This window comes from Mycobacterium sp. NPDC048908 (assembly GCF_043197955.1).
Classification (GTDB): Bacteria; Actinomycetota; Actinomycetes; order Mycobacteriales; family Mycobacteriaceae; genus Mycobacterium.
In genome coordinates this window covers 1-26,935 of record NZ_JBICUE010000006.1, presented here as the reverse complement: position 1 = coordinate 26,935, position 26,935 = coordinate 1, and the positions used below count along the sequence as shown (strand labels likewise).

Annotated in this window: 25 protein-coding genes and 1 rRNA gene; 13 read left to right on the top strand and 13 right to left on the bottom strand. The window is 65.2% G+C overall.

The window, feature by feature from the left end; genetic code table 11:
• Nucleotides 1-4: 4 nt before the first annotated feature.
• Nucleotides 5-307 carry an ATP-dependent Clp protease adapter ClpS gene (clpS, locus tag ACGFK1_RS17120; RefSeq protein ID WP_393431347.1) on the bottom strand — a complete coding sequence of 101 codons (303 nt, stop codon included), beginning with the start codon at nt 305-307 and terminating at the stop codon, nt 5-7.
• On the opposite strand from clpS, the gene ACGFK1_RS17115 reads away from it, so the two are divergent.
• From ACGFK1_RS17115 to ACGFK1_RS17105, 3 genes are read left to right on the top strand one after another with little or no spacing between them, the layout of a single operon-like run.
• A complete protein-coding gene (locus ACGFK1_RS17115; protein WP_393431344.1) occupies nt 306-1,649 on the top strand; it encodes a nicotinate phosphoribosyltransferase in 1,344 nt (447 codons plus the stop codon). The two genes, clpS and ACGFK1_RS17115, sit on opposite strands and share 2 nt — an antisense overlap.
• Nucleotides 1,580-3,619, top strand: coding sequence for an ATP-dependent DNA helicase (locus ACGFK1_RS17110; protein WP_393431341.1), 2,040 nt, complete (start codon nt 1,580-1,582; stop codon nt 3,617-3,619). The genes ACGFK1_RS17115 and ACGFK1_RS17110 overlap by 70 nt, the downstream gene beginning before the upstream one ends.
• A 22-nt stretch (nt 3,620-3,641) precedes the next feature.
• Nucleotides 3,642-5,090 carry a neutral zinc metallopeptidase gene (locus tag ACGFK1_RS17105; RefSeq protein ID WP_393431339.1) on the top strand — a complete coding sequence of 483 codons (1,449 nt, stop codon included), beginning with the start codon at nt 3,642-3,644 and terminating at the stop codon, nt 5,088-5,090.
• A 68-nt stretch (nt 5,091-5,158) separates the two neighbouring features.
• Here the strand turns inward: ACGFK1_RS17105 and ACGFK1_RS17100 are convergent, their stop codons facing one another.
• The 3 genes from ACGFK1_RS17100 to ACGFK1_RS17090 form a co-directional block, all read right to left on the bottom strand.
• Nucleotides 5,159-5,866 (bottom strand): MspA family porin, encoded by a 708-nt coding sequence (locus ACGFK1_RS17100; protein ID WP_393431336.1) that lies wholly within the window; start codon nt 5,864-5,866, stop codon nt 5,159-5,161.
• Between the two features lie 120 nt (nt 5,867-5,986).
• Complete coding sequence (locus ACGFK1_RS17095) at nt 5,987-6,769, bottom strand: virginiamycin B lyase (protein WP_393432327.1); 783 nt, start codon at nt 6,767-6,769, stop codon at nt 5,987-5,989.
• 62 nt (nt 6,770-6,831) lie between these two features.
• Nucleotides 6,832-9,444: a glycosyltransferase family 1 protein gene (locus tag ACGFK1_RS17090; protein ID WP_393431334.1), complete on the bottom strand. Its 2,613-nt coding sequence runs from the start codon at nt 9,442-9,444 to the stop codon at nt 6,832-6,834.
• A 189-nt stretch (nt 9,445-9,633) separates the two neighbouring features.
• On the opposite strand from ACGFK1_RS17090, the gene ACGFK1_RS17085 reads away from it, so the two are divergent.
• Entirely contained in the window at nt 9,634-11,721 is a 2,088-nt protein-coding gene (locus tag ACGFK1_RS17085) for an alpha-1,4-glucan--maltose-1-phosphate maltosyltransferase (protein WP_393431331.1), read from the top strand.
• A 3-nt stretch (nt 11,722-11,724) separates the two neighbouring features.
• Nucleotides 11,725-13,932: a 1,4-alpha-glucan branching protein GlgB gene (glgB, locus tag ACGFK1_RS17080; protein ID WP_393431327.1), complete on the top strand. Its 2,208-nt coding sequence runs from the start codon at nt 11,725-11,727 to the stop codon at nt 13,930-13,932.
• 70 nt (nt 13,933-14,002) lie between these two features.
• On the opposite strand, the gene ACGFK1_RS17075 is transcribed toward glgB, so the two are convergent.
• From ACGFK1_RS17075 to ACGFK1_RS17065, 3 genes are read right to left on the bottom strand one after another with little or no spacing between them, the layout of a single operon-like run.
• The gene (locus ACGFK1_RS17075) at nt 14,003-14,899 is read right to left on the bottom strand and encodes a tetratricopeptide repeat protein (RefSeq protein ID WP_393431324.1); all 897 of its coding nucleotides are present in this window, start codon (nt 14,897-14,899) and stop codon (nt 14,003-14,005) included.
• Between the two features lie 13 nt (nt 14,900-14,912).
• Nucleotides 14,913-15,287: a DUF3817 domain-containing protein gene (locus ACGFK1_RS17070; protein WP_393431321.1), complete on the bottom strand. Its 375-nt coding sequence runs from the start codon at nt 15,285-15,287 to the stop codon at nt 14,913-14,915.
• A 52-nt stretch (nt 15,288-15,339) separates the two neighbouring features.
• Complete coding sequence (locus ACGFK1_RS17065) at nt 15,340-16,521, bottom strand: acetyl-CoA C-acetyltransferase (RefSeq protein ID WP_393431318.1); 1,182 nt, start codon at nt 16,519-16,521, stop codon at nt 15,340-15,342.
• Nucleotides 16,522-16,612: 91 nt separating this feature from the next.
• Between ACGFK1_RS17065 and mce the strand changes: the two genes are divergently transcribed.
• Complete coding sequence (gene mce, locus ACGFK1_RS17060; protein ID WP_393431316.1) at nt 16,613-17,083, top strand: methylmalonyl-CoA epimerase; 471 nt, start codon at nt 16,613-16,615, stop codon at nt 17,081-17,083.
• Between the two features lie 114 nt (nt 17,084-17,197).
• Here mce and ACGFK1_RS17055 read toward each other — a convergent pair whose 3' ends face one another.
• Together ACGFK1_RS17055 and nucS are read right to left on the bottom strand one after the other, a co-directional pair.
• A complete protein-coding gene (locus ACGFK1_RS17055; protein ID WP_393431314.1) occupies nt 17,198-17,494 on the bottom strand; it encodes a hypothetical protein in 297 nt (98 codons plus the stop codon).
• A 12-nt stretch (nt 17,495-17,506) separates the two neighbouring features.
• A complete protein-coding gene (nucS, locus tag ACGFK1_RS17050) occupies nt 17,507-18,178 on the bottom strand; it encodes an endonuclease NucS (protein WP_393431311.1) in 672 nt (223 codons plus the stop codon).
• A gap of 45 nt (nt 18,179-18,223) precedes the next feature.
• Between nucS and ACGFK1_RS17045 the strand changes: the two genes are divergently transcribed.
• The gene (locus ACGFK1_RS17045; protein ID WP_393431309.1) at nt 18,224-19,813 is read left to right on the top strand and encodes an adenylate/guanylate cyclase domain-containing protein; all 1,590 of its coding nucleotides are present in this window, start codon (nt 18,224-18,226) and stop codon (nt 19,811-19,813) included.
• Nucleotides 19,814-19,816: 3 nt separating this feature from the next.
• Here the strand turns inward: ACGFK1_RS17045 and ACGFK1_RS17040 are convergent, their stop codons facing one another.
• Nucleotides 19,817-20,194: a PASTA domain-containing protein gene (locus ACGFK1_RS17040; protein ID WP_393431306.1), complete on the bottom strand. Its 378-nt coding sequence runs from the start codon at nt 20,192-20,194 to the stop codon at nt 19,817-19,819.
• Between the two features lie 1,072 nt (nt 20,195-21,266).
• Here ACGFK1_RS17040 and ACGFK1_RS17035 point away from each other — a divergent pair.
• The gene (locus ACGFK1_RS17035) at nt 21,267-21,578 is read left to right on the top strand and encodes a hypothetical protein (RefSeq protein ID WP_393431304.1); all 312 of its coding nucleotides are present in this window, start codon (nt 21,267-21,269) and stop codon (nt 21,576-21,578) included.
• A gap of 61 nt (nt 21,579-21,639) precedes the next feature.
• Here ACGFK1_RS17035 and modA read toward each other — a convergent pair whose 3' ends face one another.
• Nucleotides 21,640-22,416: a molybdate ABC transporter substrate-binding protein gene (gene modA, locus ACGFK1_RS17030; RefSeq protein WP_393431301.1), complete on the bottom strand. Its 777-nt coding sequence runs from the start codon at nt 22,414-22,416 to the stop codon at nt 21,640-21,642.
• 273 nt (nt 22,417-22,689) lie between these two features.
• On the opposite strand from modA, the gene ACGFK1_RS17025 reads away from it, so the two are divergent.
• Both ACGFK1_RS17025 and ACGFK1_RS17020 read left to right on the top strand, forming a co-directional pair.
• Nucleotides 22,690-23,073, top strand: coding sequence for a hypothetical protein (locus ACGFK1_RS17025; protein ID WP_393431298.1), 384 nt, complete (start codon nt 22,690-22,692; stop codon nt 23,071-23,073).
• Nucleotides 23,074-23,142: 69 nt separating this feature from the next.
• Nucleotides 23,143-23,367 carry a hypothetical protein gene (locus tag ACGFK1_RS17020; RefSeq protein ID WP_393431295.1) on the top strand — a complete coding sequence of 75 codons (225 nt, stop codon included), beginning with the start codon at nt 23,143-23,145 and terminating at the stop codon, nt 23,365-23,367.
• Between the two features lie 18 nt (nt 23,368-23,385).
• Here the strand turns inward: ACGFK1_RS17020 and ACGFK1_RS17015 are convergent, their stop codons facing one another.
• Nucleotides 23,386-23,655 (bottom strand): hypothetical protein, encoded by a 270-nt coding sequence (locus ACGFK1_RS17015; RefSeq protein ID WP_393431293.1) that lies wholly within the window; start codon nt 23,653-23,655, stop codon nt 23,386-23,388.
• Nucleotides 23,656-23,783: 128 nt separating this feature from the next.
• Here ACGFK1_RS17015 and ACGFK1_RS17010 point away from each other — a divergent pair, with 128 nt between their 5' ends.
• The 3 genes from ACGFK1_RS17010 to ACGFK1_RS17000 all read left to right on the top strand — a co-directional run bounded on the left by ACGFK1_RS17010 (nt 23,784) and on the right by ACGFK1_RS17000 (nt 26,786).
• Nucleotides 23,784-24,644, top strand: coding sequence for an alpha/beta fold hydrolase (locus tag ACGFK1_RS17010; protein ID WP_393431290.1), 861 nt, complete (start codon nt 23,784-23,786; stop codon nt 24,642-24,644).
• Between the two features lie 163 nt (nt 24,645-24,807).
• Nucleotides 24,808-26,289 carry an AlkA N-terminal domain-containing protein gene (locus ACGFK1_RS17005; protein ID WP_393431287.1) on the top strand — a complete coding sequence of 494 codons (1,482 nt, stop codon included), beginning with the start codon at nt 24,808-24,810 and terminating at the stop codon, nt 26,287-26,289.
• The gene (locus ACGFK1_RS17000) at nt 26,289-26,786 is read left to right on the top strand and encodes a methylated-DNA--[protein]-cysteine S-methyltransferase (RefSeq protein ID WP_393431285.1); all 498 of its coding nucleotides are present in this window, start codon (nt 26,289-26,291) and stop codon (nt 26,784-26,786) included. Before ACGFK1_RS17005 ends, ACGFK1_RS17000 begins: the two co-directional genes overlap by 1 nt.
• 62 nt (nt 26,787-26,848) lie before the next feature.
• Here ACGFK1_RS17000 and rrf read toward each other — a convergent pair.
• Nucleotides 26,849-26,935, bottom strand: a 5S ribosomal RNA gene (gene rrf, locus ACGFK1_RS16995); the annotation flags it as partial.

The window sequence follows — 26,935 nt, the reverse complement described above, 5'->3', positions numbered from 1 at the left end:
CGGATCAGCGGTCCTGCTGCATGGTCGCCCACAAGCCCGCGGCATGGAGCTTGGACACGTCGACCTCCATGGATTCGCGGCTGCCCGCGGACACCACTGCCTTGCCTTCGTTGTGCACCTGCAGCATCAGCTTGGTGGCCTGCGGTTCGCTGTAGCCGAACAGCTTCTGGAAGACGTATGTCACGTATGTCATCAGGTTCACGGGATCGTCCCAGACGACGGTCACCCAAGGGGTGTCCGTCGCATCAATAGTCTTGACATCCCGTTCCTCGCGAGTTCCCGGTCGGGTCTTCGCCGGAGTCACCATGTGGATCAGGATACCGAGGCCGCTCAACCGTTACCGTTGCGGTGTGGCTACCTCGTCTTCGGCGTTGCTGACCGACAAATACGAGTTGACGATGCTTGCGGCCGCACTGCGGGACGGCACCGCGCACCGCCGTGCCAGCTTCGAGATCTTCGCCCGCCGGCTACCCGAGGGCAGGCGCTACGGCGTCGTCGCGGGCACCGCGCGGTTCGTGGAAGCATTGGCGCAGTTCACGTTCGACGACACCGCGCTGGCCTCGCTCGAGAGCTCGCTGGACCGTGAAACGCTCACGTACCTCGCCGACTACCGGTTCTCCGGTGACGTCGACGGCTACGCCGAGGGCGAGCTGTACTTCCCGGGCTCCCCCGTGTTGTCGGTGCACGGGACGTTCGGCGAATGCGTATTGCTGGAAACACTGGCGCTGTCGATCTTCAACCACGACACCGCGATCGCCTCGGCCGCCGCCCGCATGGTCAGCGCGGCCGTCGAACGTCCACTCATCGAAATGGGCTCACGACGCACACATGAGCAGGCCGCGGTCGCCTCGGCACGCGCGGCCTACATCGCCGGATTCGCGGGGTCGTCGAACCTCGAGGCGCAACACCGCTACGGAGTACCCGCGTTGGGCACCAGCGCGCACGCGTTCACGCTGCTCCACACCACCGCGCAGGGTCCCGACGAGAAGTCTGCTTTCAGAGCCCAGGTCGACGCCCTCGGTGTCGGCACCACGCTGCTGGTCGACACCTACGACATCACGCAGGGCGTGGCCAACGCCGTCGAGGTGGCCGGCACTGCACTGGGCGCGGTGCGAATCGACTCAGGAGATCTGGGCGTGATGGCTCGTCAGGTGCGTGAGCAGCTGGACACGCTCGGCGCGACCAAGACCCGGATCGTGGTGTCCGGCGATCTGGACGAGTTCGCGATTGCCGCACTGCGCGCCGAACCCGTCGACATCTACGGTGTCGGCACTTCGGTGGTCACCGGGTCCGGGGCGCCGACCGCCAGCATGGTCTACAAGCTGGTGGAGGTCGACGGCATGCCTGTCGAGAAACGCAGCAGCCTCAAGGAATCCCACGGCGGACGCAAGCAGGCGCTGCGGACATGTAAGCCAACCGGAACCATCCTCGAGGAGATCGTCTATCCGTACGCACACCCTCCCCGCGACGACTCGGGACGCGCGCTGACCGTCGATTTGGTGCGTGACGGTGAACCGGTCGGCGACCTAGGCATCGATTCGGCGCGCAAGCGCGTCAAGGAAGGGCTGCACAGCCTGCCATGGGACGGCCTGAAGTTGTCCAAGGGCGAGCCCGCGGTCACGACCCGGATGATCCCGCCAGCCAACTAGGAGAAGCCACGGACGTCACGGAACTGCTGGCCACAGCGGTCGCCGCGTTAGGCGGCAGCGAGCGAGGCGGCCAGATAGAGATGGCGGAGGCCGTCGCGCGCGCTTTCGACACCGGCGAGCACCTCGCCGTGCAGGCGGGCACGGGCACCGGCAAATCGCTGGCCTACCTGGTGCCTGCGATCGCCAAGGCCGTAGAGACCGAAGATCCGGTGGTGGTGTCGACCGCGACCATTGCCCTTCAGCGTCAGCTCGTCGACCGCGACCTGCCGCGGTTGGCCGACTCGCTGGCCGATGCGCTGCCCCGCAGGCCGGAGTTCGCATTGTTGAAGGGGCGCGGAAACTACTTGTGCCTGAACAAAATTCACAACGGCGCCGCCAGCGAGCCGGAGGACCGGCCGCAGGAGGAACTGTTCGAGCCGATGGCCGCCAGTGCGCTGGGCCGCGACGTGCAGCGATTGATCGCATGGTCGTCGAACACCGACACCGGTGACCGCGATGAGCTGACCCCCGGGGTTCCGGATCGGTCGTGGTCGCAGGTCTCGGTCTCGGCGCGCGAGTGCATCGGGGTGGCCCGCTGCCCGTTCGGCACCGACTGCTTCGCCGAGCGGGCCCGCGACAAGGCCGGCCATGCCGATGTCGTGGTCACGAACCACGCGTTGCTGGCAATCGACGCGATGACCGACGCCGCCGTGCTTCCCGAACATCATCTGCTCGTCGTCGACGAGGCTCACGAACTGGTCGACCGGGTGACCGGCGTGGCCACAGGCGAGTTGTCCGCCACCTCACTGGCGGCCGCGCACCGCAGGGTCAGCAGGCTCATCGACCCCGAACTCGTTCAGCGACTCGAGGCCGCGACGGCGACGCTGTCCTCGGCGATCCACGACGCCACCCCGGGCCGCATCGACGTGCTCGACGACGAGATGGCCACCTACCTGACCGCGCTGCGCGACGCCGCGAACAAGGCGCGCTCGGCCGTCGACACCGCGCCCAGTGACCCGAAGGCGGCCTCCGCGCGTGCCGAGGCCGTGACCGCGCTGAACGATATCAGCGACACCGCGACCCGCATTCTGTCGTCCTTCGTGCCCGCGATCGCCGACCGCACCGATGTGGTGTGGCTGGAGCACGAGGATATCCGCGGAAGTGTGCGCGCCGTGCTGCGGGTGGCGCCCCTGTCGGTAGCAGGCCTATTGCGCGGCAGGCTATTTGAGCACACCACCGCTGTGCTGACCTCAGCGACGCTGACGATCGGTGGCACATTCGATTCGATGGCCTCGGCGTGGGGGCTGGCCGACGATGAGGTCAAATGGCGCGGCCTCGACGTCGGGTCCCCGTTCGAACACGCGAAATCGGGCATCCTCTACGTCGCCGCGCATCTGCCGCCGCCTGGTCGCGACGGCACCGGGTCGGCCGAGCAACTCGACGAGATCCAGGCGTTGATCACCGCGGCGGGCGGGCGGACGCTGGGATTGTTCTCGTCGATGCGCGCGGCGAAGGCCGCAGCAGAGATCATGCGCGACCGACTTGACACCCCCGTGTTGTGTCAAGGCGACGACACCACGTCGGCACTGGTACAGCGATTCGCCGACGATGCCGAAACGTCTTTGTTCGGCACGCTGTCGCTGTGGCAGGGCGTGGACGTGCCGGGCCCGTCCCTGTCGCTGGTGCTCATCGACCGGATCCCGTTCCCCCGCCCTGACGACCCACTGCTGACAGCGCGCCAGCGCGCCGTGGCGGCCCACGGCGGCAACGGCTTCATGGCCGTCGCCGCCAGCCACGCGGCGTTGCTGCTGGCGCAGGGCGCAGGCCGCCTGCTGCGACGTATCGACGACCGTGGCGTGGTCGCGGTGCTGGATTCGCGGATGGCGACCGCCCGCTACGGCGGTTACTTGCGAGCGTCGCTGCCGCCGTTCTGGGCCACGGCCGACTCGAATCGGGTACGCGAAGCGCTCGAACGTCTGCGCGCAGGCTGACAGCTTTCATTAAGCTGCGATCATGGGACGACGCCGGTTCGCGGGTGCCGTGGTCGCGGCCTGCACCGTGCTGGCGCTTCCCGCATGCACCACAACCCTTCAGGGCAAAGCGGTCTCGGTATTCGACGACCCGTTCCACGTCGCAGGCATGCCCGCCACCGACGGACCCACCGGGCTGCGACCCGATCCGAAGGGCGACGTGCGGGAGGTCGAAGGCACCGACAACGGAAAGATCGACAAGCTGGCCGCCAGCGCCGTCAGCGACATCGAGGACTACTGGGGCCAGATGTACGGCGACACCTTCAAGGGCGAATTCACCCCTGTCGAGGCCTTGATCTCTTGGGACGCAAACGGTTTCGACGGTACATCGTTCTGCGGCGAGGACACCTACGGAATTGTCAACGCCGCGTTCTGCTATGACGACGACACGATCGGCTGGGACCGGGGCGAATTGCTACCCGCGTTGCGAAAGGCTTACGGAGACATGGGCGTCACGATGGTACTGGCCCACGAATACGGTCACGCCGTACAGCATCAGGCCGCCGTCAACAAGAAGGGCACCCCGACCCTGGTCAAAGAGCAGCAGGCCGACTGCTTCGCCGGTGGGTACATGCGGTGGGTGGCCGAGGACAAGTCACCGCGGTTCACGCTGTCCACCGGCGAGGGACTGAACACCGTACTGGCGGCGGTGATCGCGTTCCGCGACCCACTTTTCGCCGAGGGTGACCCGGAAGCCGGTGTCGACGAACATGGTTCGGCGTTCGAGAGGCTTTCGGCGTTCCAGTTCGGCTTCACCGATGGACCATCGGCGTGCGCCGCGATCGACATGCGGGAGATCGGCCAGCGCCGCGGCGATCTGCCTGTGCTGCTACCAGAGGATGAGACCGGGGAACTGCCGATCACCGAGGAGTCGGCGCGGTCGATCGTCGATGCTATGGGCATCGTGTTCGCGCCTGCCAACCCGCCGAAACTGAGCTTCAAGGCCGCCGACGCGAAGGGGTGCCCCAACGCCAGGCCAAGCCCGCCTGCATCGTACTGTCCCGCCACCAACACGATCGTCGTCGACCTCGACGAACTCGAGGCGATGGGCGCGCAAGCCGACAGCGAGAACGGCGTCGGCTTGGCCAGCGGGGACAACACCGCCTATTCGGTGCTCGTGTCGCGCTACATGCAGGCGTTGCAGCGGGCGCGCGGTGGCGTCGTTCTCGACAACGCCGAGGCCGCACTGCGCACCGCATGCCTCACCGGTGTGGCGACGGTCAAGATGTCGAAGACCATCACCACGCCCGACGGCAACACCATCGCGCTCACCGCCGGTGACGTCGACGAGGCGGTGTCAGGCATCCTGACCAACGGCCTGGCCGCCAGCGACGTCAACGGCGAGTCGGTGCCATCTGGCTTTTCGCGGATCGACGCGTTCCGGGTCGGCGTGCTCGGCGACGAGGACCGCTGCTTCAAGCGCTTCCCCTGAACGCCGAAACGCACATTCAGGCGCACAGTGCGACGCGGATTGCGCCGGACGCCGATCTCGCCGACGAACTAGACCTTCTTCGTCACGCCGTACCACGCGGTGACGACGTCCGACACATCCGTCGACCGGGTCAGGAACGAGTACGAGCGGATAAAGGATTCGCCGACGCAGCCGTCGATCTTGATGCGGAACCCGTCGATCAGTATCCAGGGGTCGAAGCCGCGGAACTGCTTCTTGGTCACCGGAACAACGTTGACGATGCCGGGTTTCAACGCGATCGCCAAACCGCCCGTAACCGGTGTCAGCACAACAGGAACCAAACCTTCGGGCAGCAGGGACGCCACGTCGACGCCACCGAGGCCGAGCGAAGGCGTGACGCCGGCAGATCCGGTCAAGGTGACACCGTTCGACGTACTCATGTCGATGCCGCAACCGATCTGGTAGCCGACCTCCAGAGTGCCTTCCGGCGGGTCGGCCTCCTCGGGTCCTGACAACGAACCGCTGTAGATGCCACCGACCTGGTATTCGCGCGACGAGACCGCCGTTGTCAGGGGCGCGATGACCCGTTGGGTCTCATCCTTCGCCGACACCGTCTGCGTCCACCCGTCGGGTGCGTTGGTGGTCGCCGGCGGCGACGAGTCCACCCTGCCGTCATCGACCGGCGTAGCCGCGTCTGCCGCGACGGCTTCGGTCGCGGGGTCGGCAGACGCGGGTGGCGCGGCCGATGCGCACACCAACGCACAGACGACCAGCGCGGCCACCGGACGAACCAGCACAGCTCAGCCCTCCTCGGCCGAAGCACATTCCGCCTTGGATCATTACTTGGCTGCCGAATTGCGTGCCCGGAAGGCAAGCCGCATGTCGGCCAGTCTTTATCCGAGCGTGATCGGACCGTTTCAGGTGGGCATTCGCAACACGAAGCCCGATTCGAGTGCCACCCACGGTGCGCCGTCGGGGCCGATGGCCAAGCCGTGCGGCTCGCTGCCGGCAGGAAGGTCGATGGTGACGACCTCTGAGCCGTCGCCGCTGACGCGCGCGATCTGGTCGGCGCCCCACAGACTCACCCACACCCCGTCGTCGGGATCGGCGAGGACCGCATGCGGCTTGCCTGCGAGCTCCATCTCTTGGATCGCGTCGTCCATCGGGATACGGCCGAGCTTGGAGGCTTGTATCTCGGTGAACCACACCGCGTCGTCGTGAGTCGCGGCGATCCCGACGGGACCCGCCGCCGCCGTTGGCAATTCGCGGACCGTCAGCCCGTCCGCGACCGAGAACCGGCCGATCGCATTGCCCTGGTTGAGCGTGAACCAGAGCGCGTTGTCGGGACCGGCCACGATCATCGCCGGTGCGCCGCCGACCGCCGTCTGACCCGACAACTCGCCGTCGACCGAAATCCTGCCGATCTCACCCGATGTCATGGCCGTGAACCACAGCGCCCCGTCCGCGCCCGTCGTGATGCCGTAAGGCCCGGTGTCCTCCCCCAGCTCGAACGCCGTCGACTCGCCTGCCATCGTGATGCGGCCGATACGGTCGTCGCCCGTGCGGGTGAACCACATCGCGCCATCGGGTCCTGAAGTGATGAGCGACGGCCGCGACTGCGGATCGATCGGATACACCGTGACCTCGCCGTCGTTGGCCACCCGGGCTATCGCGCCCGCGTGCACCAACGTCACCCACATCGCCTTATCCGGGCCAAGGGCAAGCGCGTACGGGCCGCCGTCCACGGCGACCTTGAGGGCACTCACGCCAGCGTGACGAGGCCGAGCTCGTTGTCGCCTGCCAACAACGGGTGGTGCGGCAGCACCCGCACCGTGTATCCGACCGGACCTGCCACCGGCAGTGGCGTGGTCGTCGAAAACACCTCGTTGCCGCCGTCGGCCGTGCCGGTGTGGGCCATCGGCACCGTGACCGGGTCCACCAGCGCGTCGCTGGCGTCCACCCGGCCGAGCACCGCCTGAACCACCACCTCGTCGGGCCGCAGGCCGGCCAGCTGCACCGTCGCTGTCAGCGTCAACTCCGAGCCCAGCAGCGGCGTGTCGGGAAGGCCGTAACTGTCGACGTCGGTGATCTGGATCTTCGGCCACGCCTCCTGTGCCCGCTGCCGATAGGCGGCCAACTCGCGCGCAGCGCCGAACGGCTCGCCGTCGACGCCGGGTTCGACGGTCCTGCGCAACGACTGCGCCGCCGGTGCGTAGTACTTCTCCGTGTAGTCGCGCACCATGCGCGACGCGAGCACCTTGGGCCCCAGCACCATCAGCGTGTGGCGCACCATCTCCACCCAGCGCGTCGGGATACCGTGCTCGTCGCGGTCGTAGAACTTCGGCGCCACCGACTGCTCGATCAAGTCGTACAACGCCGCGGCCTCGATGTCGTCGCGACGGCCTTCGTCGAGCAACCCGTCCGCGGTCGGTATGGCCCAGCCGTTCTCGCCGTCGTACCACTCGTCCCACCAGCCGTCGCGGATGGACAGGTTGAGGCCACCGTTGAGAGCGCTCTTCATGCCCGACGTTCCCGAGGCCTCCAGCGGACGCAGCGGATTGTTCAGCCAGACGTCGCAGCCGTAATACAGCTGCCGGGCCATCGACATGTCGTAGTCGGGCAGGAACGCGATGCGGTGGCGCACCTCCGGACGATCGGCGAACTTCACCACCTGCTGGATCAGCGCCTTGCCGCCGTCGTCGGCGGGGTGCGACTTGCCGGCAACGATCAGCTGAATCGGATGTTTTTCGTCGAGGAGCAGTCGCTCGAGCCGGACCGGGTCGCGAAGCATCAGGGTCAGCCGCTTGTACGTCGGCACCCGTCGGGCGAACCCAATGGTCAGCACGTCAGGATCGAAAGCCGTTGCGATCCAGCCGAGTTCGGCCTCTGATGCTCCGCGGTCCAGCCACGACCGACGGAGCCGGCCACGTACGTCGTTGACAAGGGCTTCCCGCAACTGTGAGCGGATCCACCACATGTGACCGGTGTCGACCTGCTGCAGCCGCTGCCAGGTGTCCGGCTCGGTCAGCGGTCCCAGATCCTCGCTGCCGAGCAGCTCGCGGCCGAGTTCGAGCCACTGCGGCGCCGCCCACGTCGGACCGTGCACCCCGTTGGTGATCGAGCCGATCGGCACCTCGCCGGGGTCGAAGCCCGGCCACAACTCGTTGAACATGGACCGGCTGACGCGTCCATGCAACGACGACACCCCGTTGGCGCGCTGCGCCAGCCGCAGGCCCATGTGCGCCATGTTGAACATCGCCGGGTCCTCCTCGGCGCCGAACGCGATGATCCGGTCCAGCGGAACCCCGGGCAACAACCGCGACATCTCCCCGGCCGGACCGTCCGCCGAGCCGCCGAAGTAGCGCTTGACCATTTCCACCGGGAACCGGTCGATGCCCGCCGGTACCGGGGTGTGCGTGGTGAACACGGTCGACGACCGCACCACCGTCAGCGCGGTGTCGAAGTCGAGGCCGGCGTCGATCAGTTCACGGATGCGCTCCGCGCCGAGGAAACCGGCGTGACCCTCGTTCATGTGGAACACCTCGGGCGCGGGCAGACCCTCCAGCTCGGCGTAGGCCCGGATCGCGCGCACGCCGCCGATGCCGGCCAGGATCTCCTGCTTGATGCGGTGTTCCTGGTCTCCGCCGTAGAGCCGATCGGTGACTCCACGCAGCTCGTGGTCGTTCTCCGGGATGTCGGAGTCCAACAGCAGCAACGGAATTCGGCCCACCTGCGCGACCCAGACGCGGGCCCGCAGCTGATTGGAGTCCGGCATCGCCAGCTCGACCAACACCGGGTCGCCCGCGCGGTCGGTCAGCAGCCGCAGCGGCAACCCCTGCGGGTCCAGTGACGGGTAGCTCTCATGCTGCCAGCCGTCGGCGGTCAGCGACTGCCGGAAGTATCCGGAGCGGTACAGCAACCCGACCGCGATCAAAGGCAGCCCGAGATCGGACGCGGATTTGAGGTGGTCGCCGGCCAAAATGCCCAACCCACCCGAGTAGTTGGGCAGCACTTCGGCGACCCCGAACTCCATGGAGAAGTACGCGATGCCGTGGGGGAGCTGCGCCCCCTGGTTCTGCTCCTGCTGGTACCACAGCGGTTTGGTCAGGTAATTGTCCAGGTCTGCAGCCAGCGCGTCCAGGCGGTGCACGAAGGATTCATCGACGGCGAGCTCGTCGAGGCGCTTCGGGGCGACCTGCCCCAGCAGCGCGACCGGATCGCAGCCGACCTGCTTCCACAGTTCCGGATCAATGGCGGCGAACAGGTCCTGGGCCGGCTTGTCCCAGGACCAACGCAGGTTGATCGAAAGGCGTTCGAGCGCAGTCAGACGATCGGGTAGATGAGCGCGGACCGTGAACCGGCGGAGTGCTTTCACGCGACTCAACCTTACTGACTAATCCGCTGACCGCAGTGCGGCGGGCGATCGCTTCACCTCCGTTGGGTTCGGCTGGCCACTACGGTGGGTATAGGGCGCTGAGGATCCAAGAGGCACCGATTCGAAACCAGACGACACGCACAGCGGCCGCATGGGCGTCACGGCCGCGCCAGTGTAAGGAGTGATGGGGTGGCCGGTCGTATCGGCATCGACGACGTCGAACCCGTCGTATCGGACGGACGGTATCCGGCCAAGGCGGTGGTGGGCGAGATCGTGCCCGTCAAGGCGACAGTGTGGCGCGAAGGCCACGATGCGGTGGCCGCCACGCTGGTGGTGCGATACCACGGCAGCGCGTATCCCAAGCTGATTGCGGACCCGCCCGGCTTGGCCAAACCGGCCGAGGCTGTCCCGATCGAAAAGGTGGTCAGCCCCGCGCCGCGGATAAAGCCGCAGCTGCTGCCGATGACGATGGGCCGGACACCGGACGTGTTCCACGGCCAGTTCAGTCCCGACAGTGTCGGGTTGTGGACGTTCCGCGTCGACGGCTGGGGCGATCCGATCGCGACCTGGCGTAAGAACGTCACGGCGAAGCTGGATGCGGGTCAGAGCGAAACCGAGCTGAACAACGACCTGCTGGTCGGCGCGAAGCTGCTCGAGCGCGCCGCCACCGGCGCCCCGCGCCAGCATCGCTACCCGCTGATCGATGCGGCGGCGCGGTTACAGACACCTGGAGATCCGTTCACCCGGGCGGGCGCTGCGCTGTCGCCCGAGGTGGCCGAGGTGCTCGAGCTGTATCCCTTGCGCGAATTGGTCACGCGCGGACAGCAATACGGCGTGTGGGTGGACCGCCCACTGGCGCGGTTCAGCTCGTGGTACGAGTTCTTTCCGCGGTCGACCGGTGGCTGGGACGCGCAGGGCAATCCGGTCCACGGCACCTTTGCCACCGCCACGAAAGAACTGTCCCGCGTGGCCAAAATGGGCTTCGACGTCGTCTACCTGCCCCCGATTCATCCGATTGGCAAGGTGCACCGCAAGGGCCGCAACAACAGTGTGACCGCCGCACCTACCGACGTCGGGTCACCGTGGGCGATCGGCAGCGATGAGGGCGGCCACGACGCGATCCATCCCAAACTGGGCACCATCGAGGATTTCGACGACTTCGTCGCGGCCGCGCATGACAACGGCATGGAAGTGGCGATCGATCTGGCCCTGCAGTGTGCACCTGATCATCCGTGGGCGCGTGACCATCCGGAGTGGTTCACCGTGCTGCCCGACGGCACGATCGCGTACGCGGAGAATCCGCCCAAGAAGTACCAAGACATCTACCCGCTGAACTTCGACAACGATCCCGCGGGCCTCTACCAGGAGGTACTTCGGGTGATGCGGTTCTGGATCTCGCACGGCGTCAAAGTGTTTCGCGTCGACAACCCGCACACTAAGCCGCCGAACTTCTGGACCTGGTTGATCGGCGAGGTGAAGAACTCCGACCCCGACGTGCTGTTCCTTTCGGAGGCGTTCACCCGGCCTGCGCGACTCTACGGGCTGGCCAAACTGGGTTTCACGCAGTCCTACACGTATTTCACGTGGCGCACCGCGAAGTGGGAGCTGACGGAATTCGGCCAGCAGATCGCCGAGCACGCTGACGAGGCGCGGCCCAACTTGTTCGTCAACACACCCGACATCCTGCATGAGAGCCTGCAGCATGGCGGACCGGGCATGTTCGCGATCCGTGCCGTATTGGCCTCGACCATGGGCTCGTCATGGGGTGTGTATTCGGGTTACGAACTGTTCGAACACCGGCCGGTGCGCGAGGGCAGCGAGGAATACCTCAACTCAGAGAAGTACGAACTTCGGCCACGCGACTTCGATGCCGCGCTGGCCGACGGTGAATCACTGGAGCCATTCTTGACGCGGCTCAACGAGATTCGTCGTGTGCATCCGGCCTTGCATGAGCTGCGGACGATCAAGTTCCACCACCCCGACAACGATGCACTGTTGGCCTACAGCAAGTTCGACCCGGTCACCGGCGATCAGGTGCTGGTCGTGGTGACGCTCAACCCGTTCGGCCCCGAGGAGGCCACGCTCTGGCTGGACATGGGCGCGCTGGGCATGGAGCCCTACGACCGGTTCTGGGTGCGTGACGAGATCACCGGCGACGAATATCAGTGGGGCCAATCGAATTACGTTCGCATCGATCCGGCACGCGCGGTCGCCCACGTGTTGAACATGCCTCAGGTACCGACCGAACAACGACTCGATCTGCTGCGTAGGGAGTGACAGATGACACAGACCAACCAACTCACGAGCCCGCACCTTCGACCCCATACAGCGGATCTCAACCGCCTGCTGGCCGGTGAGCATCACGATCCACATTCAGTTCTGGGTGCTCACGAATACGGCGATCACACCGTGCTTCGCGCATATCGTCCGCATGCGGCGGAAGTCGTGGCACTCATCGGTGGCGAACGCTACGTGTTTCAACACATCGAGTCCGGCCTGTTCGCGGTCGCTGTGCCATTCACCGACCTGGTGGACTATCGCCTCGAGGTCAGCTACCCCGCCGCCGACGGCGCGACGCACACGCACACCGTCGCCGACGCATATCGCTTCCTGCCGACGCTCGGGGAAATGGATCTGCACCTTTTCGCCGAGGGCCGTCATGAGCGACTGTGGGAAATTCTGGGAGCGCACCCGCGCAGTTTCACCACCCCAGATGGTGTGGTGGAAGGCGTATCGTTCGCGGTGTGGGCGCCGAATGCCAAGGGCGTCAGCCTGATCGGCGAGTTCAACCACTGGGACGGCAACGAGGCGCAGTTGCGGGCACTCGGGTCGACAGGTGTGTGGGAGGTGTTCTGGCCCGGTTTCGAGGTCGGCGGGCTGTACAAGTTCCGGATCCACGGCGCCGACGGCGCGGTGACCGAGCGGGCCGACCCGATGGCGTTCGCCACCGAGGTGCCGCCGCACACGGCGTCGAAAGTGACGCAGAGTTGCTACACGTGGAGCGACTCCGACTGGATGACCCGACGCGCGGGCCAGAACCCGGTGTTCGAGCCGATGAGCACCTACGAGGTGCACCTGATGTCGTGGCGGCCGGGGCTGAGCTACCGGCAGCTGGCCGACGAGCTCACCGAATACGTGGTGTCCCACGGTTTTACCCATGTCGAGATGATGCCTGTGGCCGAACACCCCTTCGGCGGTTCATGGGGCTATCAGGTCACGTCCTACTACGCGCCGACTTCGCGCCTTGGGAGTCCGGACGATTTTCGCTATCTGGTGGATCGCCTTCATCAGGCAGGCATCGGCGTGATCATGGACTGGGTGCCCGCGCACTTCCCGAAGGACGCGTGGGCGCTCGGCCGCTTCGACGGAACCGCCCTCTACGAACACTCCGATCCTCGCCGCGGTGAGCAATTGGACTGGGGTACCTACGTATTCGACTTCGGTAGGGCCGAGGTACGCAACTTCCTCGTCGCGAACGCGCTGTACTGGTTGCAGGAGTTCCACATCGACGGACTACGCGTCGATGCCGTTGCGTCGATGCTCTACCTTGACTACTCGCGCCCGGAGGGCGGCTGGACGCCGAATGTGTACGGCGGACGCGAGAACCTTGAAGCCGTGCAGTTCCTCCAGGAGATGAACGCCACCGTGCACAAGGTGGCGCCGGGCGTCGTGACAGTCGCCGAGGAGTCAACGTCGTGGCCCGGCGTTACTCGAGCGACCAACCTCGGCGGCCTTGGTTTTTCGATGAAGTGGAACATGGGCTGGATGAACGACACGCTGGAGTTCATCAAGCGCGACCCGATTCACCGCAGCTACCACCACCACGAGATCACCTTCTCGATGCTGTATGCGTACAGCGAGAACTTCGTGCTGCCGATCAGCCACGACGAGGTGGTGCACGGCAAGGGCACGCTGTGGGGCCGGATGCCGGGCAACGACCACGTGAAGGCGGCCGGACTGCGTGGCCTGTTGGCTTACCAGTGGGCGCATCCGGGTAAGCAGCTGCTGTTCATGGGTCAGGAGTTCGGCCAGCGTGCCGAGTGGTCGGAGGAACGCGGCGTCGACTGGTATCAGCTCGACGAGAGCAGCTTCTCCAGCGGGATTTTGCGGCTGATGCAGGACATGAACGGTATCTACCGCAGCCGTCGTGCGCTGTGGTCGCAAGACACCCGCCCCGAGGGCTATTCGTGGATCGACGCCAACGACTCGGCCAACAATGTGTTGAGTTTCCTGCGTTTCGGCGACGACGGCTCGATGCTGGCGTGCGTGTTCAATTTCTCCGGCGCCGAGCACACCCGCTACCGTCTGGGCCTGCCGCATGCCGGTATGTGGCGCGAAGTGCTCAACACCGACGCCGACATCTACAACGGCACGGGCATCGGCAACTACGGCGCGGTGGAGGCCACCGACGAGCCATGGCACGGCCGGCCCGCGTCGGCAGTGATGGTGCTGCCGCCGCTGGCCGCGCTGTGGTTCGAACCCGTCTGATCTCCAGCACGAGCGGACGTAAAACTGCCCTATTTCCGCGAAAAATGGTCAGTTTTGCGTCTGCTCGCGACTAGTAGAGCGCGTTCGCGAGCTTGCGCCGGCCCGCGATGACCTCGGGGTCGGCCGGGTCGAACAGGTCGAACAGCTCGATCAGCCGGGTTCGGACCTTGGTGCGGTCATCACCGGTTGTCCGCTTGACCAAACCGATCAGGCGATCGAACGCCGCCGCCACGTTCTGCTGGAGGATGTCAACATCAGCGGCCGCGAACGCCAATTCGATGTCGTCGGGTTTGGCGTCGGCGGCAACGACCGCGCCGGGCGCGCGTGACGTAGCCCGCTGCAGGAAGCCGATCTGACGCACCGCGCCTTTTGCCTCCGCGTGGTTCGGGTTCGCCGTGAGCAAGGCCTGATATGCCGTCAACGCCGCATCGAAGTCGCCGTTGTCAAGATGCTCACGGGCCTTGGCAAGTTCGGGGTCGACCTGCTCGGGTTCGTCGCCCTCGCCGCCGCCGAGCTTGCCCGCCGTCGCGTTCAGCAGCGAGTCGACCCACCGCCGCAGTTGGTCGGGTGGCTGCACGCCCTGGAAGCTCGAAATCGGCTGTCCTGCGGCCAATGCCACCACAGTCGGGACAGCCTGCACGCCGAACATCTGCGCCACCCGCGGCACTGTGTCGACGTTCACCGTGGCCAGGGACCACTTGCCGCCGTCGGCGGCCGCCAGCTGGCCGAGGATGTCGCCGAGTTGCGCGCTGGCCTCACTGCGGGGCGACCACAGCAACACCACGACGGGCACCTGACTGGACCGGACCAGCACCTGGGCTTCGAGGTTGGCTTCGGTGATCTCGACGCCGGCAGGCTGAGCCGCGCCGGCACCGCCTTCGCCAGATGGCGCCGGTCGTTGCTTGAGGCTTGATAGGTCAACTGCACCGGCCATGGAGGCCGCGATAGGAGGACGTGGACGACTCACGCTCCCAAGTTTGTCACGTCGTTTCCGGTGCGCGCCGTCCCGGTTGCACGATCGCCGAGGCAGGCTCCGCGACCCCGATTCGGCCGGTCCGATCTGCCCATATGAGGAAGATCACACTACCCAGTGGCACGATGCTCGCCAGCAACGCCAGCAACCATGTCCGCGCCGCCCATTTGTGGGCGATTCCGACCAGCAAGCCTGCCACCACGAAGCCGATGAAGACCAGCCCGTGCGCCATCCCGAACACCTTGACGCCGATTTCGGTTCGGGGCGTGCCCAGGTACTTGAAATACATGCCGACCAGCAGACCAGCCCAGCTCACGGCTTCCGCCAAAGCGATCAACCGGAACCAACCGACCGCGGATCGAAGGTCGAATGCGGGTGTCATGACGCCATTGTGCCGGAGAAACACCCCAGCTACTACGTCGCGTCGTAGAGAGCTAGCCGGCGCGCAGGATCAAAGCATCGCCCTGCCCGCCGGCACCGCACAGTGCGGCCACCGCGTAGCCGGAACCGCGTCGTGCCAGTTCAAGGGCCGCGTGCAGGGTGATCCGGGCGCCAGACATGCCGATCGGATGGCCGATCGCGATGGCCCCGCCGTTGACGTTGACCTTCGCCGGATCGACACCGAGTTCCTTCGTCGACGCCAGCGCGACCGCCGCGAACGCCTCGTTGATCTCGATGACGTCGAGCTGGTCGACGGAGATGCCTTCGCGGGCGATGGCCTTCTTGATGGCGTTCGCGGGCTGCGACTGCAGGGTGGAGTCGGGGCCAGCGACGACGCCGTGCGCGCCGATCTCACACAGCCAGGTCAGGCCCAGTTCCTGCGCCTTGGCCTTGTTCATCACGACCACGGCGGCGGCGCCGTCGGAGATCTGTGACGCCGAACCCGCGGTGATGGTGCCGTCCTTGCGGAACGCAGGCTTGAGACCAGCCAACGATTCGGCGGTGGTGTTGGCGCGGATGCCCTCGTCGTCACTGAACTCCAGCGGATCGCCCTTGCGCTGAGGAATCTTCACCGGCACCACCTCGTCGGCGAACACGCCGTCTTTCCATGCGGCAGCGGCCTTTTGGTGAGATTGGGCGGCGAACTCGTCCTGCTCGGCACGGCTGAACTGATCGACGTCGTTACGCTGTTCGGTCAGCGCGCCCATCGGCTGATCGGTGAAGACGTCATGCAGACCGTCGTATGCCATGTGGTCAAGCACGGTGACATCGCCGTACTTGTAGCCGGCGCGGCTGTCCATCAGCAGGTGTGGAGCCTTGGTCATCGACTCCTGACCACCGGCCACCACGACGTCGAATTCACCCGCCCGGATGAGCTGATCGGCCAACGCGATCGCGTCGATCCCGGACAGGCACATTTTGTTGATGGTCAGCGAAGGCACGTCCCAGCCGATGCCCGCGGCGACGGCGGACTGCCGCGCGGGCATCTGTCCCGCCCCCGCGGTCAGCACCTGGCCCATGATCACGTACTCGACGAGCGAGGCAGGCACCTTGGCCTTCTCCAACGCGCCGGCGATGGCGATCGCGCCCAGGTCGGTGCCCGAGAGGTCGCGCAGCGAACCCATCAACTTGCCAACCGGCGTACGGGCTCCAGCAACAATCACCGACGTCGTCATCAATCCTCCAAGCGAGTTTCGAGCGGCTCCCAAAAGGCTATCCGTCAGGACCGCAGTATCGAAACCGAGGTCGTTAGGTTACCTTTACGTTATGACTGCCGAGCAGGTTGATGCGCGACCGATCGTCGCGACGGCCTTAATCACAGCAATCGACCACGTCGGCATCGCGGTCGCGGATCTCGACGTCGCGATCAAGTGGTACCACGACCACCTCGGCATGATTGTCCTGCACGAAGAGGTCAACGAAGACCAGGGCGTGCGCGAGGCGATGCTGTCCGTGCGGGGCGCTCCGGTCGGCAGCGCGCAGATCCAGCTAATGTCGCCGCTGAACGAGCAGTCCCCCATCGCGAAGTTTCTCGACAAGCGCGGTCCGGGCATCCAGCAATTGGCCTACCGCGTCAGCGACATCGATGCGTTGAGCGAGCGACTGCGCGAACAGGGTATCCGCTTGCTGTACGACGCGCCCCGTCGCGGCACCGCTGATTCCCGGATCAACTTCATCCACCCCAAGGATGCCGGCGGCGTGCTGGTCGAACTCGTCGAGCCTGCCGCGTCCGACTAGCACCTATCGTCGGATTCCTCAACGCGGCCCCGCGGGCCGCTCGATCGTCGTCCGACTAACTCCAATCGTCGGACTCCTCAACGCGGCCCCGTGGGCCGCTCGATCGTCGTCCGACTAGCTCCGTCTCCGCGTCGGGCTGCGGGTGGCCCGGTTCGTCCAGCACGGCGTATGCCAATGCCGCCGGGCATCGCCCGCGTGCTCGCCGCCATCCGCTGGCCACACCACCAAATGTGCTGTGCCCGAGCGTATCTCGTGATCGCATCCCGGGCAGCGATAGGTCTTTGATGCCCGCGCGGCCGGGATCGGCCTGACTTCGTATTCGTAGCCGTCCGGCCCGATTTCGATTCGGCGACTCTGCGGCAGCGGCGCCAAGGGCCGTTGCCTGCGAGGTAGGGGGCGGCGCCGGGGCATGCCACCAGTGTGTCAGAACAGCCGGAACTCGTCGCTGTCCATACCGCGCATCGCGTCGTAATCTAAAGTCACACAACGGATCCCACGATCAACGGCGAGCGTTCTAGCCTGCGGCTTGATCTGCTGGGCAGCGAAGACCCCGGCGACGGGTGCCAGCAGCGTGTCACGGTTGAGCAGCTCGAGGTAGCGGGTGAGCTGTTCGACACCGTCGATCTCGCCGCGCCGCTTGATCTCCACCGCGACCGAGCGGCCCTCTTCGTCGCGGCAGAGCAAGTCGACAGGACCGATGGCGGTCATGTACTCGCGGCGCACCAGCGTGTAGCCGCTGCCGAGCAGTTCGACGTGCTCGGCCAGCAGCGCCTGCAGGTGCGCCTCGACGCCGTCCTTCACCAACCCCGGGTCGACACCGAGCTCGTGGGTGGAGTCGTGCTCGATGTCCTCGACCGTGATCCGCAATTGCTCGCCCGCCTTGTTCTCGACCACCCACACCGGCGCAGGCCCGTCGAGCTGCTCCGACAGCCAGCAGGGCGGGCTCATCCAGTTCAGCGGCTTATAGGCCCGGTCATCGGCATGCACGCTGACCGACCCGTCGGCCTTGAACAGCAGCAATCGCCGGGCGGACGGCAGGTGGGCGGTGAGCCGCCCGACGTAGTCAACGGTGCACTGGGCGATCACGAGACGCACCCGAATACCTTAAGCACAGGTACCGCCGATCTAGGCTGAGGCACGATGAGCGTTGCGCGCAGACTGGGTCGGGTCCTGGAGAGGCTGACGCGGCAGAGCGGCCGGTTGCCCGATACGCCCGATTACGGCTCCTGGCTGCTCGGCAAGTCGAGTGAAAGCCAGGCGCGCCGACGGGTCCGAATCCAAGTGATCCTGACGGTGTTCATTCTGGTGGCCAATTTCATCGGCATCGGCGCTGCGCTGCTGCTGGTCACCGTTGCGTTTCCAGTGCCAAGCGTCTTCGGCGACGCACCGTTTTGGGTCACGTGGGTGGTGTGCCCGGCGTACATCGTGCTGGCGCTGCTGATCGGCACATTGTGGATCACCCACAGGACCGTCAACGCATTGCGCTGGGCGATCGAGGATCGCACACCGACGCGCGAAGATCAGCTCAACACCTTCCTGGCAGCGTGGCGAGTGGCACGGGCCCACCTGTTCCTGTGGGGTGTCGGGACAGTGCTCTTCACCACGCTGTACGGACTGCAGAACACGGCATTCATCCCGCGCTTCCTCTTCACCACCAGTTTCGCGGGCGTCGTCGTCGCCACCGCCTCATATCTGCTCACCGAGTTCGCGTTGCGACCGGTTTCGGCGCAGGCACTCGAAGCAGGACCACCCCCGCGCCGGCTCACAGCGGGCATCATGGGCCGACTGATGCTGGTGTGGTTTCTCGCCTCATTACCAGTCGTAGGGATCGCCTTGCTCGCCGTTTTCGCTGTCGCGCTGCAGAATTTGACCGAGCGTCAATTCGCTCTCGCCGTATGGATCCTGGCGATCGTCGCGCTGCTCGTCGGCTTCACTTTGATGTGGATCGTGTCGTGGCTCACGGCGACCCCGGTGCGTGTAGTCCGCTCGGCACTCAAACACGTCGAGCGAGGCGATCTCGACTGCAACGTGGTGGTTTTCGACGGCACCGAACTCGGCGAGTTGCAGCGCGGATTCAACACCATGGTCCATGGGCTGAGAGAACGTGAACGAATTCGTGACTTGTTCGGCCGCCACGTTGGGCGTGAGGTCGCGGCTGCCGCGGAGCAGCAGCGACTCGAGCTGGGCGGCGAAGAGCGCCATGTCGCAGTGATTTTCGTCGATATCATCGGCTCGACTGAGTTGGTCGCGGGCCGACCCGCGACCGAGGTGGTCAACCTGCTGAACCGGTTCTTCGGGGTCATCGTCGAGGAAGTCGACCGCCATCACGGCTTTGTGAACAAATTCGAGGGCGACGGCGCATTGGCCGTCTTCGGCGCTCCAAACCGGCTCGACAGCCCTGAAGACGAAGCGCTCGCCGCCGGTCGCGCGATCGTCCGACGGATCCGCCAAGAAGTGCCGGAGTGTGAGGCCGGACTCGGTGTCGCGTCAGGTGTGGCGGTGGCCGGAAACGTCGGAGCGCAAGAACGTTTCGAGTACACGGTCATCGGGGAGCCGGTGAACGAGGCCGCGAGGCTCTGTGAACTGTCCAAGTCCACACCGGACCATCTGCTCGCCTCCTCGGATACGGTGCAGAACGCCGGCGAAACCGAGTGTCGGCACTGGACTTTCGGAGAAACCGTCACCCTACGGGGCCTCGACGAGCCCACGCGCCTTGCGCTACCGGTCTAGCGGTTAGCCGCCAGACGACTTCGAGGCGGCCGCCGCCGCTGCCCTCCCCTCAGGACTGGCCAGGGAATTGCCGGACGTCGTCGCAGACGCAACCGGCGCCCCGCAGTTCAGCGCAAGGAGCACCTGGTTTGTCGGTGACGCGCTGGTGTTCTCCGGCGCGGGCTCTGTCCTGCTTTGCTGCCGTGTGACGACACAGTCAGACCGGTCAACGGTGTCCCCGACCGTTGTCGACACCACCACCGACAGACCAGCTGAAGACAGGGCCGACGAGGCGTCGCTGTACTTCTGTCCCACGACGTCGGGCTGCGACGACGCCTCAGCCACACCGCCTCCGAGGAACATCGCGCCAACGACTGCCACGATCACAATTGACGATCTCATAGAACAATGCTGCCTCCCAACACGTTAAGCACGGTTAAAACCAGCTGTGACTACGGATGAGGTTGGCTGACCGTCGGATGGGAAATGCACAGTTCGATTGATGTTCACCAAGAGCCGACGTACAAACGGTTTTGAGCTCATTCTGGAGGTAATCGATGAAAAGTCAACGACTTACCCGGTTCTCGGCAGGATTCGGCATGGCCGCGGTCCTGACAGCAACCGTCTTGGTCGCCACCCACCCTGACAATCCCACACCGAGCAATGTCGCTGGTGGGTCAGGAGATTCAGCTACTGGGGGAACCTTCGTATCCCCAGTGGTTCCAGCGATGAAGCTCGATCCGACCGCGATGAGCATGGGAGCGACGGCGACGGCAGCCCCACCGGCCACGACCGAGGCAACGTCGTTCGCTTCACCTACGTTGAAGGCATCGGCGGCGGCCGGGTGTGTGAACAACGGTCAATGTCCCTAAACACGCAGCGCCCCAAGGTGTTATTCACAACACACCCCTAATCCGCCCCAGGACGCGCGCGTGCTTGAAAACGGTTGTACGACAGCTGGCAATCCGCTTCCATTCGCGGCGATGCAGCCACACGCCCGCACGTGGGCACCGACTTGTCGCTGGTGCACGCCGCGCAAGGTGTGTGCCGCAGATCACGCGCCGTCTGGTCCCGAGTCCATTGCGGCGCATCGACTTCGCGACGGAACATAACTCGACGGTGTCCACGAACCCCCCACTGATCTACTCGCGGGCCTGTGGGCGTAAACACTGTCGCTGCCCGCAGATCGTCGACGCCTCTCGTCGCCGCCTCGCCGAAGTCGGCATTGCGGCCATACCGAGCATTCGCCTCGCAGATAGCGCGCGTTGGATGGCACGACTCATCCGCGATGACGTCGAGTACCTCGATGGCTACGCCTGTCTGTGCACTCAATCCCGTTGAGAGCAAACGGTTGTCGATCTGTTACCGCTTGCACAGCGCGCACACACGGTTAGCACAGAGCAACACAACGTGAGCTCTTTAACGTCATGTCGTGTGGCAACTTCGGCCACTTCGACGAGAAATGGAGTGAGGAATGACTTTCAAGCGAGCGTTGTCTGCATCGGCCGTAGCGGCCGCAATTGGGGCTGCCGGTCTGCTGGGTCTCGGCCTGGGCACCGCGAATGCAGACCCGTGGGGTTGCGATCATCCAGGCCAACCATCGTGCGGAGACCACCGCGACGACCGTGGCGGTCCTGGTCCTGTCGACTGGCACAATCGCGGTGTCGATCAGGGCCGATTCGACCACCAGCCATTCAACTGGAATGGGCAGCAGGTTTACCCGGTGCCTGCAGGCGACGGACACGGTTGGGGATTCTGGTTCCTCGGCCAGTGGATCCCGCTGTAAACCTCAGAAACACTCGGGGCGGCCACTGGTTACGGTGGGCCGCCTCGAGGCGGTTGATCCACTACCCTTCGAATTTCTCTTTGGGTTCGGTAAATCCCGCTTCTGCGAAGACTTTTCGGCCAGCTGGCCCTGTGACGTCCTGAATGAACTTGCCGGCAAGTGTTTCCTGCTGCGAGTCCTTGACGGGCGCAATCCATGACGTGACCTCCGCACCCGCAGACTCCGGAAATGCGAACCATGACACGCTGTCCCCGCTACTCATCGCATCGGGCTGGAACACGAGGCCCGCATCGGCCTTCCCTGTCGAAACGTCCCTGAGTACGTCGATGTCTGTCGTGTCGCTGTACTGAGGGTGAAGCTGAACACCACTGTGCTCTTCGATTTGACGTGTGGCCGCTCCGCAGGCGCCTGGAACGCCACACACCGCCACACGTACGTCCGGACGGCGCAGGTCCGCGAAGGAGGCGATATGCGAGCGGTTGCCCGGCGCTGTGGCGATCACCAAGCTGTTCGCCGCAATGGGAACCGGAGGAGCAGCAATCAGGCCGGCGTTTGCCACGGTGGCCATGTTCTCGTGGTCACCCGAGACAAAGACATCTGCCACATTGCCGCCCGACAATTCCGCGGAAAGATCCGACGAACCCGAGAAGATGAACTCAACCTCTGTGCCGGGGTTTTCGGTCTCGAATTGTTTGCCGATCGCCGTCAAACTCTTGATCATCGCCGAGGACGCGAACACCGTGATCGACGTCTCCGGATGTGACTGCGAGCTGCAGCCGGTTGCGGCGACGGCCGCCAGGATCGCGGCCGCTACCGTTTGCTTGATTCGGGCGTGCATCGACGTTGACCCTACCTAGGGCGCTCTACGGGGGTGCAACCCCGCCCCCGCATGTCTAGTTGTGGACTTGCACCGTATCCGCTGCGAATCCGCTTGTGTTGAACCCATAACTCGTCGCGCAGGGGCACGCTTGGACCCGTGGGCGATGTTGGAGGCGTTGTTCGCCATACCGCGGCTGTCGATCGGCACGAGCGTGCCCTAGGCATACAGCTGCCAGGAGCACCGAACGCCTCCGAGCGAGTAGCCAGGCGCTCGGGTGTCGGTCGAGGCTTGTTGACGGTCGAGGGGCTGGTGATCGGGGTGTTGGGCGGGGTGGCGCTGGCCTCGTCGATGGGATACGCGCGTTTTGGAGCCGACGGCATGCCGATGCTTGGCCTCAAGGTGACGCCGTCGCATGCCGCGCTCCTGCTGGTGATGGGCACGCTGGCGTTGCTGGCCTGCCTCGGTCCGCGGGCGGCTCTTCTGTTCAGCGGTCTCACAGCTTTCGGGTGGGCGGTATTGACCGTGGTTTGCGCGTTCAAGGTCGCGCACCACGCACCGGGAGTACTCGGCTTCGATCCACGCGACAGCTTTCTCTACGGCGCACTTAGCGCCTATAACCTCGTGACGTCGTTCCTTCTCGCCCTGACGCTATTCAGGTTCCCCCGTCGGTCTTAGCTGATTCCGTTGATTCCTGGGTGCTGACCTGGTTGAACCGTCGGGGCCCCGGGGGCGACGACCGGAGGTGTGAAGAGGTTCCCGCCAGTCGGATTGATGCTCTTCTCGGTGGGCGCCGCCGGCGCGGTAGCAGGCGGTGTCGCAGGGGTCGTGGTGGTGGTCGTTGTCGTTGTGGTGGTCGATGTGGGCGCCTGGTTGCTGCTCGAGCCACAGGCCGCGGTCAACGCGGCCACCGCAATCAGCACGGAGCCGCCCGCTACCGTGATCCGCCGAGAAGTCATGTATTGCTCCTAATTTCGGGCGCAGACGCCGCTATTTGTTGCGATGAACACCAGGAGGTTCCGTTGGCGCCGGGGGCGCCACCACCGGCGGAGTGAACAGGTTCCCGCCAGTCGGGTTGATGCTCTTTTCCGTCGGCGCCACCGGGGCACTGGTCGGCGGTGGGGAAGTGGTGGTTGTTGTCGTCGTTGTCGTCGTCGTAGTGGGCGCTTGGTTACCACTCGTGCCGCAGGCCGCGGTCAACGCGGCCACCGCTATCAATACGGCACCGCCAGCCACAGTCACCCGTCGACGATCAACCATCTGCAAACTCCTAAAACTGAATACGCCTGACAAATGATTGTGATATCGCTTGGACCCCCAAGTGCTGCGGGCCAGCTGGGAATCTTCTGCGAACTCGACGGCGGCGTCCAGCGGTAACCTCTAGCGGGATGACTACGACTCGGTACCAGACTGTCGACATCGACGGCCTGAACGTGTTCTACCGGGAGGCGGGGCCATCCGATGCGCCGGCCGTCCTTCTGCTGCACGGGTTCCCGTCATCGTCGAGGATGTGGCAACCGCTGATCGACCGGCTGGCCGACCGCTACCGTATGGTCGCCCCAGACTATCCCGGATTCGGTCACAGTGATGCACCGCCGGCACATCGTTTCAGCTACACGTTCGATCGAATCACGGACTACATCGAACGGTTAACTGACGCAGTGGATTTCGACTCCTATTCACTTGTCGTCCAGGACTACGGCGGCCCGGTGGGCATGCGGCTTGCGGTGCGTCGGCCGGATCGACTGAGGGCGCTCGTCGTACAGAACGCGGTGTGCCATGAGGACGGCCTCGGCCCGCTCTGGCAAACGCGCAGAGCCTTTTGGTCCGACCGCTCGAGCCACGAAGAAGCGCTTCGGCAGAACTTCTTCTCCCCTGCCGCGACGCGGCAACGACACGTTGGCAACAGCCCCCATCCGGACCGCTACGACCCGGACCTCTGGACCGACGAACTCGCGTTCCTCAGCCGTCCCGGTCAGCAAGACATCCAGGCCGATCTCTTCTACGACTACCGCACCAACGTGGCGAGCTATCCGGTTTGGCAGCAGTGGCTACGCGAGACCCAACCACCGCTCCTGGTCGTTTGGGGCCGCTACGACCCGTCGTTTGAGGAAGCCGAGGCGCATGCCTACCGGCGCGACGTACCTGGTGCCGAGGTCCACGTGATTGATGCCGGCCACTTCGCCCTCGACGAAGCCCCCGATATGGTCGCCAGCCTCACCCGCAACTTCCTCAACACCCTGCGGTGAACTGGCCGCGGTCATGCACTTGCGCCGTGCGGGCAGGCCGGCGCGCGATCCCGCCGGCTTTTAGGCCGAACAAAGGCTGGCCCATAGCCCGCTGACGGAAGCAGGTCACGACGATGTCGTTTTTCCGCCAGTGATGTCGGTGGGCTCGTGTAATTGTCGATGCATGCACAATGATTTCGACCGCTGCTATCGGGCCGTCCAGTCCAAGGACGCGCGGTTCGACGGTTGGTTCGTCACCGCTGTGCTGACCACGAAAATCTATTGCCGGCCCAGTTGCCCCGTGCGGCCTCCATTCGCGCGCAACATGCGGTTCTACCCGACGGCCGCCGCCGCGCAGCACGCTGGTTTTCGCGCCTGCAAGCGTTGTCGACCCGACGCGTCGCCGGGTTCGCCGGAGTGGAATGTTCGCGGAGACGTTGTGGCGAGGGCGATGCGGCTGATCGCCGACGGCACCGTCGACCGTGAGGGCGTAACCGGGCTGGCGGCGCGGGTCGGCTACACCACCCGTCAACTCGAGCGGCTGCTGCAGGCCGAGGTCGGTGCCAATCCGCTCGCGCTCGCAAGAGCACAACGCAGCCAGACGGCTCGGCTGCTCATCGAGACCACAGAGCTGCCATTCAGCGATGTCGCCTTCGCGGCGGGCTTTTCGAGCATCCGGCAGTTCAACGACACGGTGCGGATGGTGTTCGACCTCACGCCGACCACCCTGCGCCAACGGACCCGTTTCGGACCTGACGACGCCGGCGCCAGGGGGGCATTGTCGTTGCGGCTGCCGGTACGCACGCCGTTCGCGTACGAAGGACTGTTCGGCCACCTTGCCGCCAGCGCGGTGCCCGGCGTCGAAGAAGTGCGCGACGGCGCGTATCGGCGCACGATGCGTCTGCCCAGCGGGAACGGAATCGCCAGTCTCACACCGCATCCCGACCATGTGCAATGTCAGCTGGTGTTGGACGATTTCCGCGATCTGTCGACGGCGATCGCGCGATGCCGCCGCCTGCTCGACCTCGACGCCGATCCGGAAGCCGTCGTCGACGCATTGAGCGCCGACCCCGACCTCACCGCCCTGGTGGCGAAGGCGCCGGGTCAGCGAATCCCGCGAACCGTCGACGAGCAGGAACTGGCCATCCGCGTGCTACTCGGACAGCAGGTGTCGCTCAAAGCCGCGCGTACTCATGCCGGTCGCATCGCGTTGTCCTACGGGCAACCGGTCGCCGACCCGAACGGCGGTCTGTCACTTGTCTTTCCGGCTGTCGAACACCTCGCTGAGATCGATCAAGCCCACCTCGCGTTTCCGAGGTCCAGACAACGGTCGCTGGTGACGCTGATCGCGGCAATGGCCAACGGCGATGTGGTACTCGACGCCGGCTGCGACTGGGAGCGGGCGCGCGAACAACTGCTCGAATTGCCGGGCGTCGGTCCGTGGACTGCCGAGGTGATCGCGATGCGGGGCCTCGGAGACCCCGACGCATTCCCGGCGAGCGATCTCGGTGTCCGGTTGGCGGCCAAGCAACTTGGCCTGCCCGACGACGTCCGCCTGCTGAACCGACGCAGTGCGCCGTGGCGGCCGTGGCGGTCGTATGCCACCCAGCATCTTTGGACGGCCCTAGATCACGCGGTCAACGTGTGGCCGCCGAAGGAGAAGTAATGGGACAAGTGCTGTTTCGGTCGATGGACAGTCCGGTTGGGAAGCTGACGCTTGCGGGCAAACAGGGCAGGTTGATGCATCTACGGATGGTCGACCAAACCTACGAGCCGAGTCGTGACGGCTGGGTACCCGACGACGACGCGTTCTCTGAGGCAGTCGACCAACTGGAGGCGTACTTCGCCGGTGAGTTGACCGAATTCGACGTTGATCTGGACCTCGTCGGCACAGCATTTCAACGGAAGGTGTGGGAGGCGCTGCTGACCATTCCCTACGGTGAAACGCGGTCGTACGGCGAGATCGCACGTCAGATCGGAACGCCAGCAGCGTTTCGCGCCGTCGGCTTGGCGAATGGGCACAACCCAATCGGCATCATCGTCCCGTGCCATCGCGTAATTGGATCGAACGGCGGCCTAACTGGATATGGCGGCGGAATCGACCGTAAAAGGGCGTTGCTGGCTTTGGAGAAAAGTCGAACTGCGCCTGCTCTATTCGATTGATTCTGCAATGGAAATGCCTCGGCCCCCCAATCGAAATTGGAGGGCCGAGGGCTTTAATTTGTGTTCGGCGGTGTCCTACTTTTCCACCCGTGTTGGGTAGTATCATCGGCGCTGGCAGGCTTAGCTTCCGGGTTCGGGATGGGTCCGGG